Genomic DNA, 14,864 nt, shown 5'->3' with positions numbered 1-14,864 from the left:
GGTCGGCCGCCATGGACGTCATGGACCTCGACACCTTCCGCAAGCTGGCCGCCGACCGCCGGGTGATCCCGGTCAGCCGCAAGCTCCTGGCCGACGGCGACACCCCGGTCGCCCTGTACCGCAAGCTCGCCGCCGAGCGCCCCGGCACGTTCCTGCTGGAGTCCGCGGAGAACGGGCGGTCCTGGTCGCGGTACTCCTTCGTCGGCGTCCGCAGCGCCGCCACCCTCACCGAACGGGACGGCGAGGCCCACTGGCAGGGCACCCCGCCCGTCGGCGTCCCCACCGGCGGCGACCCGCTCGCCGCCCTGCGCGCCACGGTCGAGGCCCTGCACACCCCCCGCGACCTCGCCCAGGACCTGGGCCTGCCGCCCTTCACCGGCGGCATGGTCGGCTACCTCGGCTACGACATCGTGCGCCGCCTGGAGAAGGTCGGCCCGGGCGAGCGCGACGACCTGAGGCTTCCCGAGCTGACCATGCTGCTCACCAGCGACCTCGCCGTCATGGACCACTGGGAGGGCTCGGTCCTGCTGATCGCCAACGCGATCAACCACAACGACCTCGAGACGGGCGTCGACGAGGCCTACGCCGACGCGGTCGCCCGCCTGGACGCCATGGAGGCCGACCTCACGCGCGCGGTGGCCCAGCCCCCGGCCGCACTGCCGCCCTCCGAGCTGCCCGAGTACACCGCACTGTGGGGCGGCCCGGACTTCCGGACGGCCGTCGAGGACATCAAGGAGCGCATCCGCGCGGGCGAGGCCTTCCAGGTCGTCCCCTCGCAGCGCTTCGAGACGCCGTGCACGGCGAGCGCCCTGGACGTGTACCGGGTGCTGCGGGCCACCAACCCGTCCCCGTACATGTACCTGCTGCGCCTCGACGGCTTCGACGTCGTCGGCTCGTCCCCCGAGGCACTGGTCAAGGTCGAGGACGGGCGGGCCATGGTCCACCCCATCGCCGGCACCCGGCCCCGCGGCGCCACCCCGCAGGAGGACCAGGCCCTCGCCGACGAGCTGCTCGCCGACCCCAAGGAGCGCGCCGAGCACCTGATGCTCGTCGACCTCGGCCGCAACGACCTCGGACGCGTCTGCGAACCCGGCTCGGTCGAGGTGGTCGACTTCATGTCCGTCGAGCGCTACTCGCACGTCATGCACATCGTCTCGACGGTCACCGGACGGGTCGCCCAGGGCCGCACCGCCTTCGACGTCCTCACCGCCTGCTTCCCGGCCGGCACCCTCTCCGGCGCCCCCAAGCCGCGCGCCCTGCAGATCATCGACGAACTCGAACCGTCCCGCCGGGGCCTGTACGGCGGCTGCGTCGGCTACCTGGACTTCGCGGGAGACTCCGACACCGCCATCGCCATCCGCACCGCACTGCTGCGCGACGGCACGGCCTACGTGCAGGCGGGCGCCGGGATCGTCGCCGACTCCGACCCGGTCGCCGAGGACACCGAGTGCCGCAACAAGGCGGCGGCGGTGCTGCGCGCGGTGCACACGGCCAACCGGCTGGGGCAATAGGGCCATTCTCACGCCCCCGATTCCCGGCCCCGGGTGACGGTTCGCCCGGGGTTCGGGCGATAGTGGAGTACGTGACAGCTGTTCCTCACCCACGCACCCCCGCCGCAGGCCCCGCCCGGGCCGGCCGCCGGAGCCTCGCCGCCGCCCTGCTGTGCGGAGCGCTCGGCGCGGCCGTCGCCCTGCTCGCCACCCGGCAGGAGTGGTCGGAGGGCACCGCGACGGTGGCCGGCGGCGCGTTCCCCCTGACCGCCAAGGGCAGCGACGTCACGGGCGTGCCCGCGGCGCTCGCGATAGTGGGCCTCGCCGCGCTCGTCGCCGTCTTCGCGGTCCGCCGCGCCGGCCGGTTCGCCGTCGCCGCCGTGCTCGCGCTGAGCGGCGCGGGCACCGTCGCCGCCGCCCTGGCCGGCGTCTCCGACAGCTCCGCGCTGGACGACAAGGCCGCCAAGGCCGCCGGCGACACCTCGGCCACCGTGGACGCCCTCTCCCACACCGCCTGGCCCTACGTCACGGCCGTCGGCGGTGTCCTGCTCCTGCTGGCCGGTCTGCTCGCCCTGCGCTACGGCAGGCTGTGGCCGGCGATGTCCGGCCGCTACGAACGGAACGGCGCCCCGCGCCCGCGCCGCACGGCACAGACCGTGGACCCCGACCGGCCCGAGGACCTGTGGAAGGCCCTGGACCGCGGCGAGGACCCGACCGGCGCCTGACCCCCGCGGCGGCCCCGGCGCGACCACGCGGTTCGCCCGCGCACGCCGGGGCACCCGTACCCGCGCCACGCGACACCGGGGCGTGCCGCACCCGCCGCGCGCGCATGGAGAGCACCCCCGGTCACGGCGCGCGTGCCCGTGCGGGACAATGGGCGCGAGCGTCCTGCTCAGACACGTACACAGCAACGAGGAGCAAGCAATGGCGGGCAGCAGCCACGGTCACACCCCGGCCGCCTGGGCGGGTGTCATCATCACCTTCATCGGTTTCTGCATCGCGGGCGTGTTCATGGTGGCGGCCCAGCCGGCGGGCTTCTGGGCCGGCATGGCGGTCGTGCTCCTCGGCGGCGTCGTGGGCTTCATCATGCGCTCGATGGGCCTCGGCCAGCCGAAGGAGGACCACCCGGTGCACCAGGTCGCCGACAACCGCGCGCCGGCCGGCGCCAAGGGCTGACCCGACCGCGGTCGCGCAGTACTCCCTGAGGGGTGGACCGGCACCTGGTGCCGGGGCCGCCCCTCACGTGCGTGTACGGCCCGTGCCGGGCAGAATGCGGGGCGTGGACGCCGACAGCCGGGAACCGGCTCCGATCATGACCCCGCCCCCCGCGGGCGCGCCGGCCCTCGCCACCCGCCTGGCCGTCCCGGCCGGGGTACTGGCGGCCGTCGTCGGCGCCTTCGCCTACGTGGGGAACGTGGACCCCAACGAGCCCGGCCACTACCCCGTCTGCCCGCTGCTGCGCTTCACCGGCCTCTACTGCCCCGGCTGCGGCGGTCTGCGCAGCGCCCACGCCTTCGTCCACGGGGACGTCCTGACCGCGCTGCACGCCAACGCGCCGGCCGTCCTCGGCTACCTGGGCTTCGCCGTGCTGTGGACCGTCTGGGTGGTCCGCGCGGCGCGCGGCCGGCCCGTAAGGGTCGACCTCGGCCCGGTGCACCTGTGGGCGCTGGGCACATCGCTGCTGGTCTTCACCGTTGTCCGGAACCTGCCGTTCGGTGGCTGGCTCCACCCTTGATCACCCGCCGAATGTCCAGGTACTGGGACCGGCGCCGACCGGATGCGGGACCGTCGTCCCGCTGCGGATACCATCGGAGTGACCACAGGTTCCGCCGTCTGAAAGGGGGCCGCTCGCGTGAGTGTGCTCGACGAGATCATCGACGGAGTCCGTGCCGACCTCGCGGAACGGCAGGCGCGCGTCAGCCTCGACGAGCTCAAGGAGCGCGCGGCCAAGGCCCGGCCCGCCAAGGACGGCGTGAGCGCCCTGCGGGGCGACGGCGTCAAGGTCATCTGCGAGGTCAAGCGCTCCAGCCCGTCCAAGGGCGCGCTGGCCGCCATCGCAGACCCCGCCGGACTCGCCGCCGACTACGAGGCGGGCGGCGCCGCCGTCATCTCCGTCCTCACCGAACAGCGCCGCTTCGGCGGCTCGCTGGCCGACCTGGACTCCGTCCGCGCGCGCGTGGACATCCCCGTGCTCCGCAAGGACTTCATCGTCACGTCGTACCAGCTGTGGGAGGCCCGGGCGCACGGCGCCGACCTCGTGCTGCTGATCGTCGCGGCCCTCGACCAGCCGGCCCTGGAGTCGCTGATCGAGCGCGCCGAGTCCATCGGACTCAGCCCGCTCGTCGAGGTGCACGACGAGGACGAGGTCGAGCGCGCGGTGGACGCCGGCGCCAAGATCATCGGTGTGAACGCGCGCAACCTGAAGACGCTCGAGGTCGACCGCGGCACGTTCGAGCGGGTCGCCCCGGAGATCCCCGCGCACATCGTCAAGGTCGCCGAGTCCGGCGTCCGCGGCCCGCACGACCTCATCGCCTACGCCAACGAGGGCGCGGACGCGGTCCTGGTCGGCGAGTCCCTGGTCACCGGCCGCGACCCGAAGACGGCCGTCTCCGACCTGGTGGCCGCGGGCGAACACCCGGCACTGCGCCACGGCCGCGGCTGACCTTCGTCTAGGCTGACCCGCGATGACTCCCACCATGACCCCCGTGGACCGGCACGCCCGCCTCGCGCGCGGCTGCCGGCCCCGAGGCTGCCGCGCGCCCGCACGCCGGGTCCACGGCCGCCGGGTGAGGTACGTCATCGGTGACGAACCGGGGCAAGTGAACGGCATGCGATGGCACCGGCGCCCCGTAAGGGGCGCGGGACTGTAGTCAATCTGCGACTCCGTCGCGCGGGCGCGACCGGCCCACGACGGCCGGAGGCCGCCAACGACTCCCCGCCCCCACGGCGATCAGTCACCACCAGACACTCACCGTGAGGTCCACGCATGCCCAGCAACTTCTTCATCCCCGACCCGGAGGGTCAGATCCCCAGCGCCGAGGGCTACTTCGGCGCCTTCGGCGGCAAGTTCATCCCGGAGGCCCTCGTCGCCGCGGTCGACGAGGTGGCCGTCGAGTACGACAAGGCCAAGTCCGACCCGGAGTTCGCCCGCGAACTGGACGACCTGCTCGTCCACTACACGGGCCGCCCCTCGGCACTGACCGAGGTCCCCCGCTTCGCCGAGCACGCCGGAGGCGCCCGCGTCTTCCTCAAGCGCGAGGACCTGAACCACACCGGCTCGCACAAGATCAACAACGTGCTCGGTCAGGCCCTGCTCACCAAGCGCATGGGCAAGACCCGCGTGATCGCCGAGACCGGTGCCGGCCAGCACGGCGTGGCGACGGCGACGGCCTGCGCGCTGTTCGGCCTCGACTGCACCATCTACATGGGCGAGATCGACACCCAGCGCCAGGCCCTCAACGTGGCCCGCATGCGCATGCTCGGCGCCGAGGTCATCGCCGTGAAGTCCGGCAGCCGCACCCTCAAGGACGCGATCAACGAGGCGTTCCGCGACTGGGTCGCCAACGTCGACCGCACCCACTACCTGTTCGGCACGGTCGCCGGGCCCCACCCCTTCCCGGCGATGGTGCGCGACTTCCACCGCGTCATCGGCGTCGAGGCCCGCCGCCAGCTCCTGGAGCAGGCCGGACGCCTTCCCGACGCCGCGATCGCCTGCGTCGGCGGCGGCTCCAACGCCATCGGCCTCTTCCACGCCTTCATCCCCGACACGGACGTCCGCCTCATCGGCTGCGAGCCCGCGGGGCACGGCATCGAGACCGGCGAGCACGCGGCCACCCTGACCGCGGGCGAGCCGGGCATCCTGCACGGCTCCCGGTCCTACGTCCTCCAGGACGACGAGGGCCAGATCACCGAGCCGTACTCGATCTCGGCGGGCCTTGACTACCCGGGCATCGGCCCGGAGCACGCCTACCTCAAGGATTCCGGCCGCGGCGAGTACCGCGCGGTCACCGACGACGCCGCCATGCAGGCCCTGCGCCTGCTGTCGCGCACCGAGGGCATCATCCCCGCCATCGAGTCCGCCCACGCCCTCGCCGGCGCCCTCGAGGTCGGCAGGGAGCTGGGCGAGGACGGGCTGATCGTGGTCAACCTGTCCGGGCGCGGCGACAAGGACATGGACACCGCCGCCCGCTACTTCGGGCTGTACGACACCGACGCCGAGGTCGCCGCCGACGAGGCCGGCACCACCGCCGAGATCGAGGGGGACGCCAAGTGAGCGGGAACGTGCAGCTGCTGAACGACACCCTCGCCGCGGCGAAGGCCGAGGGCCGCGCCGCCCTCATCGCCTACCTCCCGGCCGGGTTCCCGACCGTGGACGGAGGCATCGAGGCGGTCAAGGCCGCGCTCGACGGGGGCGCCGACGTCGTCGAGGTGGGCCTGCCGCACAGCGACCCCGTCCTCGACGGCCCGGTCATCCAGACCGCCGACGACATCGCCCTGCGCGGCGGCGTGAGGATCGCCGACGTGATGCGGACCGTCCGGGAGGCGCACGAGGCCACCGGCAAGCCGATCCTCGTCATGACCTACTGGAACCCGATCGACCGCTACGGCGTCGAGCGGTTCACCGCCGAGCTGGCCGAAGCGGGCGGCGCCGGGTGCATCCTGCCCGACCTGCCCGTCCAGGAGTCGGCGCTGTGGCGCGAGCACGCCGACAAGCACGGGCTCGCCACGGTCTTCGTGGTCGCGCCCAGCAGCAAGGACGCACGCCTCGCCGAGATCACCGCGGCCGGCAGCGGCTTCGTCTACGCCGCCTCCCTCATGGGCGTCACCGGCACCCGCGAGTCGGTCGGCGCCCAGGCCGAGGACCTGGTGCGGCGCACCCGCGCCACCACCGACACCCCGGTCTGCGTCGGCCTCGGCGTCTCCAACGCCGTCCAGGCCGCCGAGGTCGCCGGCTTCGCCGACGGCGTGATCGTCGGCTCCGCCTTCGTCAAGCGGATGCTCGACGCCCCCGACGACGCGGCCGGCCTGGAGGGCGTCCGCGCGCTCGCCGCCGACCTGGCGAAGGGCGTGCGCCGGCAGGCGTGACGGCAAGCACGTGACAGGGGTCCTCCGTACGGGTGGACCTGGGACCGGGGAGGCGCTGTGCGCCTCCCCGGTTCGTTCTGCGGGGTGTGAGCGAGAAGAACCGAGACGGAAAGCGCACCGCCCGCGAGAGGCTGGCGGCCCAGCGCGAGAAGCAGAAGTCCAAGGACAAGCGCCGGCGCGCGCTGATCGTGGGCGCGTCCGTGGTCTGCGTCCTGGGACTGGCCGCGGTGATCGGCGTGGTCGCGGCGAACGCCGGGAAGGACGACGACAGCGAGGCCGGCCCGGTCGTCGCGCCCTCGGGCGCGCAGGGCAAGGACAGCCTGGCCATCCCCGTGGGCAAGGAGAGCGCCAAGTCGACGCTCGTCATCTGGGAGGACTTCCGCTGCCCTGCCTGCAAGGCCTTCGAGCTGGCGTACCGCAAGACGATCCACGAGCTCACCGACGCCGGGCAGCTCAAGGTCGAGTACCACCTGGCGACGATCATCGACGGCAACATGGGCGGCACCGGCTCCCGCAAGGCGGCCAACGCCGCCGCCTGCGCCCAGGACGCCGGCAAGTTCCCGGCCTACCACGACGTGCTGTACGACAACCAGCCCGAGGAGACCGACGACGCCTTCGCCGACAACGGCAAGCTGATCGGACTGGCGGGGAAGGTCGACGGGCTGGACACGCCCGCCTTCCAGAAGTGTGTGAAGGACGGCACGCACGACAGCTGGGTCGAGAAGTCCAACGAGGCCTTCCGCGGCGGCGGCTTCAGCGGCACGCCGACCGTGCTGCTGAACGGCAGGAACATCTACCAGGAGGAGTCGATGACCCCGGCCAAGCTGAAGCAGCTCGTGCAGGACGCCGACGAGTAGGGCACGTCGCGGGCCCGCCCGTTACGGACCCGTAGCCGGGCTGCCCGCCGCGCTCCCCGTCCCACACGGTAGCGTCGACCCTGCCATGGAACTTGCCTTCATTCCCAGCCCGTCGCGCGGGGTGCTGCACCTCGGTCCCATCCCGCTGCGCGGCTACGCGTTCTGCATCATCATCGGCGTCTTCGTTGCCGTCTGGCTCGGCAACAAGCGCTGGATCGCCCGCGGCGGGCGGGCCGGCACGGTGGCCGACATCGCGGTCTGGGCCGTTCCGTTCGGCCTGATCGGCGGCCGCCTCTACCACGTGATCACGGACTACGAGCTGTACTTCAGCGAGGGCCGCGACTGGGTGGACGCCTTCAAGATCTGGGAGGGCGGCCTCGGCATCTGGGGCGCGATCGCGCTCGGCGCGCTCGGTGCCTGGATCGGCGCACGCCGCCGGGGCATCCCGATGCCCGCGTACGCCGACGCCGTCGCCCCCGGCATCGCCATCGCCCAGGCCCTCGGCCGCTGGGGCAACTGGTTCAACCAGGAGCTGTACGGGAAGCCCACCGACCTGCCCTGGGCGCTGAAGATCACGTCGTCGGCCGACGGCCGGGTGCCGGGCACGTACCACCCGACGTTCCTGTACGAGTCGCTGTGGTGCATCGGTGTGGCCCTGCTCGTCATCTGGGCCGACCGCCGCTTCAAGCTCGGCCACGGGCGGGCCTTCGCGCTGTACGTCGCCGCGTACTGCGCGGGCCGCTTCTGGATCGAGTACATGCGCGTCGACGACGCCCACCACATCCTGGGCCTCAGGCTGAACAACTGGACCGCGCTCTTCGTGTTCCTGCTCGCCGTCCTCTACATGGTGCTCTCGGCGCGGATGCGTCCCGGCCGGGAGGCCGTGGTGGAGCCGGGCGCGGAGGGCTCCGACGCGAACACCGGCGACGACGCCGACGCGGACGCCGGCTCGGACACCGAGACCCCCGGGCGTGCCGGAAGCGGCAAGGACGCCGGGAGCCCCGAGGGTGCCGAGGCCCCCAAGGAGGCCGAGGCTCCCAAGAGCGACGAGGCTCCCGAGGGCGGCCGGGATGCCGGTGCCGTGAAGGACGTGAAGGACGGGGCCGGCCCGGCCAGGAAGGGCTGACGCCCGCCGTACGTCACCGAGGGCGCCCGGAGAGGATCCGGGCGCCCTTCGGCGTCCGTCAGGCCAGGACGGGCCGCCGGGCCAGCGACAGGGTCCGCCGGGCCGTCGCCACCACCGCGGCGTCGATGAACCGCCCGTCCGGCAGCGCCTGGGCGCCCGGCTGCGCGGTGGCCGCCTTGAGAACCGTCTCCGCCTCCTCCAGCTCCCGCTCGGTGGGCAGGTACGCCCGCTCGATGATCGGCAGCTGGCGCGGGTGAATGGCGGCGCGGCCGAGGAAGCCCAGGGCACGGCCGTGGGCGCAGGACGCCGCCAGCCCCTCCAGGTCCCGGGTGTCCGGATGCACCGTCTGCGAGGGCGGTGCCAGCCCCGCCGCCCGCGCGGCCACCACCACGCGCGCCCGCGACCAGTCCAGGCCCGCGTCACCCCGGACGCCCAGGTCCGCGCGGAGGTCCGCCTCGCCGAGGGCGATGCCGCGCAGCGACGGGTGGGCGGCGGCGATCGCGTACGCCCGCTCCACGCCCAGGGCCGTCTCCAGCAGCGCGTACAGGGGCGGTCCGCCGATCGCCTCGGCGACGGCGGCGATCTGCCCGGGGGACGTCACCTTGGGCAGCCGCAGGCCGGACAGTCCCGGCAGCGCGGCCACCGCCGCCAGGTCCGCCGGGGCCAGTGGCCCGTCCAGGGCGTTGACCCGCACGTGCACCGGCACCGGCTGCGGGTCGGTGAGCAGCTCGGCGGTGCAGGCGCGGGCGTACTCCTTGCGGTCCGGGGCGACCGCGTCCTCCAGGTCGATCACGACCACGTCGGCCCCGGCGGCCAGCGCCTTGGCGACCACCCGGGGCCGGTCACCGGGTGCGTAGAGCCAGGTCAGCGCGGGGGGCGTCATACGACACCCGCCTCGCGCAGTTCCTTCACGTCCGCCGGGGTCAGCCCCAGCTCGGTCAGCACCTCCTCGGTGTCCGCGCCGTGCGGCCGGCCGGCCCAGCGGATCGCGCCGGGGGTGGCGGAGAGCCGGAACAGGACGTTCTGCATGCGCAGCGGCCCCAGCTCGGGATCGTCGACCGTGGTGACCGTGTCCAGGGCCTGGTACTGCGGATCGGCCATCACGTCCCGCACGTCCTGGACCGGGGCCACGGCCGCCTCCGCCTTCTCGAAGGCGGCGAGCACGTCGACACGGGTGTGCCGGGCGATCCAGTCGCCGACCGCCGCGTCCAGCACGTCCGCGTGCTGTGCCCGTTCGGCGCCCGTCGTGAACCAGGGCTCGTCGATCAGTTCCGGGCGGCCCACCAGGTGCATCACGCGCTCGGCGACCGACTGGGCGGAGGTGGAGACGGCGACCCAGGTCCCGTCGGCGGTGCGGTAGGTGTTGCGCGGGGCGTTGTTCTGGGAGCGGTTGCCGGTGCGCGGCTGGACATGGCCGAGCTGGTCGTACCAGATCGGCTGCGGGCCCAGCACGGTCAGGATGGGCTCGATGATCGCCATGTCCACGACCTGGCCCTCGCCGGTGAGGTCGCGGGCGGCCAGGGCCGTCATCACGGCGTACGCCGTCGCCAGCGCGGCGATCGAGTCGGCCAGCCCGAACGGCGGCAGCGTCGGCGGGGCGTCCGGCTCGCCGGTCATCGCGGCGAAGCCGCTCATGGCCTCGGCGAGCGTGCCGAAGCCGGGGCGGCGCGCGTACGGCCCGAACTGGCCGAAGCCGGTGACCCGGGTGAGGACCAGGCGCGGATTGACCGCGGACAGCTCGTCCCAGCCCAGGTCCCACTTCTCCAGGGTGCCCGGGCGGAAGTTCTCGATGACGACGTCCGCGGTCGCGGCGAGGCGCAGCAGGGTGGTGCGGCCGGCGGGCTGGGACAGGTCGAGGGTGATGGTGCGCTTGTTGCGGCCGAGCAGTTTCCACCACAGGCCGATGCCGTCCTTGGACGGTCCGTGGCCCCTGGAGGGGTCGGGGCGGGTGGGGTGCTCGACCTTGACCACCTCGGCGCCGAAGTCGCCGAGCATGGTGGCGGCGAGCGGGCCCGCGAAGAGGGTGGCGAGGTCGAGGACGCGCAGGCCGGCCAGGGGGGCCGGGACGGGCAGGGGCGCGGGGGGAGTCACGACGGGCCGGGGCATGAGCGGGTGGCCTCCGTGTGGGTGAGGTGGGCGAGGGTGTCGAAGCCGATGCCGTCGAAGTCGCCGACCGAGGTGGCCAGGCGGTTCTTCAGCGGGGCCGTCCACTGCTCGGGCAGGGCGGCCGGGGAACCGGCGAGCAGGCCGGCGACGCTGCCGGCGGTGGCGCCGTTGGAGTCGGTGTCCCAGCCCCCCGACACGGCCCGGCAGACCGACCCGGCGAAGTCGCCGTCGGCGTGGGTGAGGGCGGCGGCGATCAGGGCGGTGTTGGGGACGGCGTGGACCCAGTGGTGGGTGGGGGAGTGGGTGGCGTGCAGCTCGTCCACGACCGTCTCGAAGTCGTCGTGCGTCTCGGCGAGCCGGACGGCGTGGCGGACGGCACCGGCGAGACGTGAGCCGGGCGGGACGACCGTGAGACCGGTGCGCAGGCAGGCGTGGACGTCGTGGGCGCCGCCGGCGGCGTCGGCGACGACCGCCGCCGCGAACATCGCCGCGTGGACACCGCTCGCGGTGTGCGTGAGCGTCGCGTCCCGGTGCGCCTGCGCGGCGGCGCCGGCCGGGTCGCCGGGATGGGTCCAGCCGTGCATGTCGGCGCGGATCAGCGCACCGATCCACTCGCGGAAGGGGTTGCGCCGGCTCGCCGTGAGCGGGGGTTCGAGACCGGTGAGCAGGTTGCGCAGGGCGACGCGTTCGGCGGTGAAGGCGCGCCCGGCGGGGAGCTCGTCGAGCCAGACGCGGGCGACGTCGGCGGTGGTGAAGGACCGGCCGTGACGCTGGAGGAGCAGGAGGTTCAGCAGGGGGTAGTTGAGGTCGTCGTCCTCCGGCATGCCGTCGATGTTCTCGGCGAGCGAGGTGGACGCGGAGCGGCGGTTCCAGGGGTGGGCGGCGGCGAGCTCCCCGGGGACGCCGCGGGCCGTGAAGTACGTGGCCAGGGGCCAGTTCCCGGTGGCCCGGGCGAGGAGGCGGATGCCGGTCAGCGGGAGCTTCTCCACGGGCTTGCCGAGGAGGCAGCCGGCGGCCCGGCCCAGCCAGGCGGCCTCCAGACGGCCGGGGAACGCGGCAGGGGGCGCGGCGGGGCGCGCCGTCGGCCACTCCGGGCACCGGGCCCTGATCGCGTCCAGCTCCGTCGGCTCCTCGGCCGCCGACGGGCTCGGCAGGCACGCCAGGTCGTCCAGCAGCTCCTCCGCCAGCAGCCGCAGGTACGGGGAGGCCGGCCGCGGGGACGCGCCCGCCCGGGCAGGGGCGTCGCAGCCGCCCGCCGCGCGCCAGCGGGCGGCGACCGCCGACGCGTCGCGGCCGTCCAGCGCGGCCTGCCGGAGCTCGTGGCCGATCAGGTCCTCCGGCTGGACCCAGGTCAGTCGGAGCATCCCGCGCCTCCGATCGCGGCGAACGCCCGCTCGTGGGCGCGGCGCCGCGCGACGTCCCGCTCGAAGACCTCCCGGGCCACCTCGGTGAGCGTCGCCGCCGGCTGCCACAGGTCCAGGCGGCTCGCCTCCGCGACCGTCTTCGCCCAGTCCTCCGGGACGGGCGAGCCCAGCGCCCCGGCCAGCGCGCCCGCCATCGTGGCGATGGAGTCGCAGTCGCGGCCGTAGTTGACCGCGCCGAGGACCGCGTGGCGGTAGTCGCCGCCGGCCACCAGCAGCATGCCCAGGGCGACGGGGAGTTCCTCGATGGCGTGCAGCCGGGACGGGCGGCGGGCGCCGAGGGAGGGTGCGCGGTAGTCCGGGCCGACCGTGTCGTACGGCGCGACCGCCTCCCGCAGCGGCGCGAGCGCCGACTCGAACTCCGTGTGGCGCGAGGCCACTTCGCCGACCGCCTCGATCGCCGCCCGGGTGCCGTCCTTCGCCAGGGACAGACAGGCCGACAGCACCGTCTCCGGTGTCGCGCCGGGAGCGCACGCGGCCGCGACCGCCGCCGCGAACACCCCCGCCGCCTCCCGGCCGTACGACGACTGGTGCGCGCCCGCGACGTCCAGCGCCTCGGCGTACGCGCGCCCCGGGTCGGCCGCGTTGACCAGGCCGACCGGGGCCATGTACATCGCCGCGCCGCAGTTGACGATGTTGCCGGTGCCGGCCTCGCGCGGGTCGACGTGGCCGTAGTGGATCCTGGCCACCAGCCACTTCTCCGCGAGGAAGATCCGCTGGAGGGGGAGGGCGTCCGCCTCCAGCTCCGGGATCCAGCGCGGGTTCGTCATCAGGTCCGGGACCAGGTGCTCGGCGACCGCGTACGCGTCGAGGTGGTCGCGGACCGTGCCGTAGACCCGGACCAGCGCGTGGGTCATCAGGGTGTCGTCGGTGACGTGGCCGTCGCCCTTGTGGTACGGGGCGATGGGGCGGGCGGTGCGCCAGGCGTCGCCGTTCCAGGGGCCGACGACGCCGTGGATGCGGCCGCCGTGGCGTTCGAGGATCTGCTCGGGGGAGTAGCCCTCGACCGGGCCGCCGAGCGCGTCGCCGACGGCCGCGCCGACCAGGGCACCGGTGACGCGCTCCTCCAGGCTCGCCGTGCCGTTCTGCGATGTGCGGGCTGTCATGGTGTGCGTCCTCCTTCGGGTCGGGGCGATTGCGCGGCGTGCAGGAGCCCGGCGAGCTCCACCAGGTCGGTGCCGGTGAGCCGGGGCAGCACGCAGCCGGGGAGCGTGCGGCAGGCGTCGCGCCAGGGGCCGGGGATCGACGCGCCGCCGCCCAGCGCGCCGGTGAGGGCGCCCGCCAGCGCGGGGGCGGAGTCCGCGACGCGGGAGAGGCAGGCCGCCGCGGGTACGGCCTCGGCGATCCGGCCCCGGGCGGCCCGGGCCAGGGCGAGGGCGACCGGTACGGTCTCGGCGGCGGCGACGCCGTAGCTGTAGACGTGGTCGACGATCTGGTGCTCCAGCAGCGGGACCAGGGCGAACGCGCTCTCGGCCGCGGTGGTGAGGGCGAGCGCCTGCCGGGTGTTGCGGCCGATCTCGGTCTCCTCGGGGAGCTCGGCGAGCGCGGCGTCCACGCAGGCATCCACCTCGCCGCCGCCGAGGGCGCAGGCCACTGCCGCCGCCATGGCCCGGGCGCCGTGCACGCCGTCGCCGTCCTGCGTGTAGCGGGCGTCGAACTCGGCGAGGTCGGCGGCGAGCCGCGGGGCGCCCGGGTGGGCGACGGCCAGGACGCAGGCCCGGACGCAGGCGGCGTCGTCGAAGTAGTGCGGGTTGTCGTGGCCGGTGGCGGGCGGGCGCAGGCCGGTGGCGAGGTTGCCGAGCCCGGCCCGGACCGAGATGCGGGCGCGCAGCGGCAGTACCGCCGACTCGACCTCCGGGGCGCGGTCCGCCGCCGCGGCCACCTCGCTGGCCACGGCGTTCCAGGTGAGGTCGATCGCGGCGCGCGTCCGGCGCTCGCGGCTCAGGTCGCCGAGGGCGCCGTCGTCCCCGGCGCGCAGCAGGGCCTCCGCCGCGAACGCCGCCCACTCGGCGTCGTCCGACGGGCCGAGGCGCAGGGGCTCCGGGGACTGGTTCAGGGCGATGGGTACGGGGAGGGTGGTGGTCGCGTTCTGCTCGGCGAACGTGTCCAGCTCGCGGGTGAGGCGACGCGTCCACTCGGGCATCCGGGCCGCCCGGTGCCGGGCGGCGGGCCAGCCGGCCGCGTCCCCGGCGGCGAGGCCCAGCAGCAGCCCCTCGACCCGCCGCGGGCCGTCGGGGGTGGAGGCGGGGGCCGGGGGAGTGTCAGGGACGCGGGCGTTCTCGGCAGTGGCGGCTCTCGGGGACTCGGGGCGGTGGGGACTTCCGGCGGTGGGGTGGTCGACGTCGCCGGGGGCGGCGACGTACGCCGTGGTGGCCGGTTCCTCACCGGCGGGACGGGAGCGGGTCACGGCCACACCCCCACCGGGCACGAGGGCCCGCCGGCCACGTCACCGTCCGCGGGCCGGGTGGCGGGGCCGCCTCGCGTGAGCGGCTCGCCGATGCCGTGTGTCGTGGGCGGGTGGGCGGCGTCTTCCGGCGTGGGCGGGTCGTCGTTTTCCGGGGGCCGTCCGCCGATCCCGCCTCCCGGGGGCCGGCGGGCGGTGTCACTTCCCGTGGGCCGGCGGGCGGGGCCGCCTCGCGGGAGCGAATCGTCGATGCCGTGTGCCGTGGGCGGGTCGGCGGTGTCTTCCGGCGTGGGCGGGTCGTCGTTTTCCGGGGGCCGTCCGCCGATCCCGCCTCCCGGGGGCCGGCGGGCGGTGTCACTTCCCGTGGGCCGGCGG

At 74.8% G+C, this 14,864-nt stretch carries 14 protein-coding genes and 1 pseudogene; 10 read left to right on the top strand and 5 right to left on the bottom strand.

Annotated features, from left to right (window positions below):
- Positions 1-20 precede the first annotated feature (20 nt).
- The 10 genes and pseudogenes from ACGF3H_RS01355 to lgt all read left to right on the top strand — a co-directional run.
- On the top strand, positions 21-1,511 hold the full coding sequence (locus tag ACGF3H_RS01355) for an anthranilate synthase component I (protein WP_362494906.1): 1,491 nt from the start codon (positions 21-23) through the stop codon (positions 1,509-1,511).
- A 62-nt stretch (positions 1,512-1,573) separates the two neighbouring features.
- Positions 1,574-2,215 carry a TIGR02234 family membrane protein gene (locus ACGF3H_RS01350; RefSeq protein WP_362494762.1) on the top strand — a complete coding sequence of 214 codons (642 nt, stop codon included), beginning with the start codon at positions 1,574-1,576 and terminating at the stop codon, positions 2,213-2,215.
- Between the two features lie 199 nt (positions 2,216-2,414).
- Positions 2,415-2,666 (top strand): HGxxPAAW family protein, encoded by a 252-nt coding sequence (locus ACGF3H_RS01345; RefSeq protein ID WP_362494765.1) that lies wholly within the window; start codon positions 2,415-2,417, stop codon positions 2,664-2,666.
- A 94-nt stretch (positions 2,667-2,760) separates the two neighbouring features.
- Positions 2,761-3,225 (top strand): DUF2752 domain-containing protein, encoded by a 465-nt coding sequence (locus tag ACGF3H_RS01340; RefSeq protein ID WP_393816459.1) that lies wholly within the window; start codon positions 2,761-2,763, stop codon positions 3,223-3,225.
- Positions 3,226-3,342: 117 nt separating this feature from the next.
- Complete coding sequence (trpC, locus tag ACGF3H_RS01335) at positions 3,343-4,152, top strand: indole-3-glycerol phosphate synthase TrpC (RefSeq protein WP_362494768.1); 810 nt, start codon at positions 3,343-3,345, stop codon at positions 4,150-4,152.
- A gap of 22 nt (positions 4,153-4,174) precedes the next feature.
- Positions 4,175-4,360 carry a tryptophan biosynthesis modulator TrpM gene (trpM, locus tag ACGF3H_RS01330; protein WP_393816445.1) on the top strand — a complete coding sequence of 62 codons (186 nt, stop codon included), beginning with the start codon at positions 4,175-4,177 and terminating at the stop codon, positions 4,358-4,360.
- A 116-nt stretch (positions 4,361-4,476) separates the two neighbouring features.
- Entirely contained in the window at positions 4,477-5,763 is a 1,287-nt protein-coding gene (trpB, locus tag ACGF3H_RS01325) for a tryptophan synthase subunit beta (RefSeq protein ID WP_362494771.1), read from the top strand.
- Complete coding sequence (gene trpA, locus ACGF3H_RS01320; protein WP_362494774.1) at positions 5,760-6,575, top strand: tryptophan synthase subunit alpha; 816 nt, start codon at positions 5,760-5,762, stop codon at positions 6,573-6,575. Before trpB ends, trpA begins: the two co-directional genes overlap by 4 nt.
- Positions 6,576-6,661: 86 nt before the next feature.
- Entirely contained in the window at positions 6,662-7,432 is a 771-nt protein-coding gene (locus tag ACGF3H_RS01315) for a thioredoxin domain-containing protein (protein ID WP_362494775.1), read from the top strand.
- A gap of 85 nt (positions 7,433-7,517) precedes the next feature.
- A pseudogene (gene lgt / locus ACGF3H_RS01310) lies at positions 7,518-8,340 on the top strand (prolipoprotein diacylglyceryl transferase); the annotation flags it as partial.
- A 276-nt stretch (positions 8,341-8,616) separates the two neighbouring features.
- Here lgt and ACGF3H_RS01305 read toward each other — a convergent pair.
- The 5 genes from ACGF3H_RS01305 to ACGF3H_RS01285 are packed head-to-tail and all read right to left on the bottom strand — an operon-like array spanning position 8,617 to position 14,492.
- Positions 8,617-9,441 (bottom strand): CoA ester lyase, encoded by an 825-nt coding sequence (locus ACGF3H_RS01305; protein WP_362494778.1) that lies wholly within the window; start codon positions 9,439-9,441, stop codon positions 8,617-8,619.
- Positions 9,438-10,664 carry a CoA transferase gene (locus ACGF3H_RS01300; protein WP_362494781.1) on the bottom strand — a complete coding sequence of 409 codons (1,227 nt, stop codon included), beginning with the start codon at positions 10,662-10,664 and terminating at the stop codon, positions 9,438-9,440. Before ACGF3H_RS01300 ends, ACGF3H_RS01305 begins: the two co-directional genes overlap by 4 nt.
- Positions 10,646-12,028, bottom strand: a complete 1,383-nt coding sequence (locus ACGF3H_RS01295) for an ADP-ribosylglycohydrolase family protein (RefSeq protein WP_362494784.1) — start codon at positions 12,026-12,028, stop codon at positions 10,646-10,648. The genes ACGF3H_RS01300 and ACGF3H_RS01295 overlap by 19 nt, the downstream gene beginning before the upstream one ends.
- Complete coding sequence (locus ACGF3H_RS01290) at positions 12,016-13,191, bottom strand: ADP-ribosylglycohydrolase family protein (RefSeq protein ID WP_362494787.1); 1,176 nt, start codon at positions 13,189-13,191, stop codon at positions 12,016-12,018. Before ACGF3H_RS01290 ends, ACGF3H_RS01295 begins: the two co-directional genes overlap by 13 nt.
- A complete protein-coding gene (locus ACGF3H_RS01285) occupies positions 13,188-14,492 on the bottom strand; it encodes an ADP-ribosylglycohydrolase family protein (RefSeq protein WP_362494790.1) in 1,305 nt (434 codons plus the stop codon). Before ACGF3H_RS01285 ends, ACGF3H_RS01290 begins: the two co-directional genes overlap by 4 nt.
- Positions 14,493-14,864: the final 372 nt, after the last annotated feature.

Origin of the sequence: Streptomyces sp. NPDC048185 (genome assembly GCF_043202495.1) — a bacterium.
Lineage (GTDB): Bacteria > Actinomycetota > Actinomycetes > Streptomycetales > Streptomycetaceae > Streptomyces.
This window is presented reverse-complemented; position numbering and strand designations above follow the sequence as displayed.

Excerpts from the sequence above, each read along its gene's own strand:
- ACGF3H_RS01300 (WP_362494781.1), bottom strand. The coding sequence starts at position 10,664 with ATGCCCCGGCCCGTCGTGACTCCCCCCGCGCCCCTGCCCGTCCCGGCC.
- ACGF3H_RS01340 (WP_393816459.1), top strand. The coding sequence starts at position 2,761 with ATGCGGGGCGTGGACGCCGACAGCCGGGAACCGGCTCCGATCATGACC.
- trpM (WP_393816445.1), top strand. The coding sequence starts at position 4,175 with ATGACTCCCACCATGACCCCCGTGGACCGGCACGCCCGCCTCGCGCGC.
- trpB (WP_362494771.1), top strand. The coding sequence starts at position 4,477 with ATGCCCAGCAACTTCTTCATCCCCGACCCGGAGGGTCAGATCCCCAGC.
- ACGF3H_RS01305 (WP_362494778.1), bottom strand. The coding sequence starts at position 9,441 with ATGACGCCCCCCGCGCTGACCTGGCTCTACGCACCCGGTGACCGGCCC.
- ACGF3H_RS01345 (WP_362494765.1), top strand. The coding sequence starts at position 2,415 with ATGGCGGGCAGCAGCCACGGTCACACCCCGGCCGCCTGGGCGGGTGTC.
- ACGF3H_RS01355 (WP_362494906.1), top strand. The coding sequence starts at position 21 with ATGGACCTCGACACCTTCCGCAAGCTGGCCGCCGACCGCCGGGTGATC.
- ACGF3H_RS01290 (WP_362494787.1), bottom strand. The coding sequence starts at position 13,191 with ATGACAGCCCGCACATCGCAGAACGGCACGGCGAGCCTGGAGGAGCGC.
- ACGF3H_RS01295 (WP_362494784.1), bottom strand. The coding sequence starts at position 12,028 with ATGCTCCGACTGACCTGGGTCCAGCCGGAGGACCTGATCGGCCACGAG.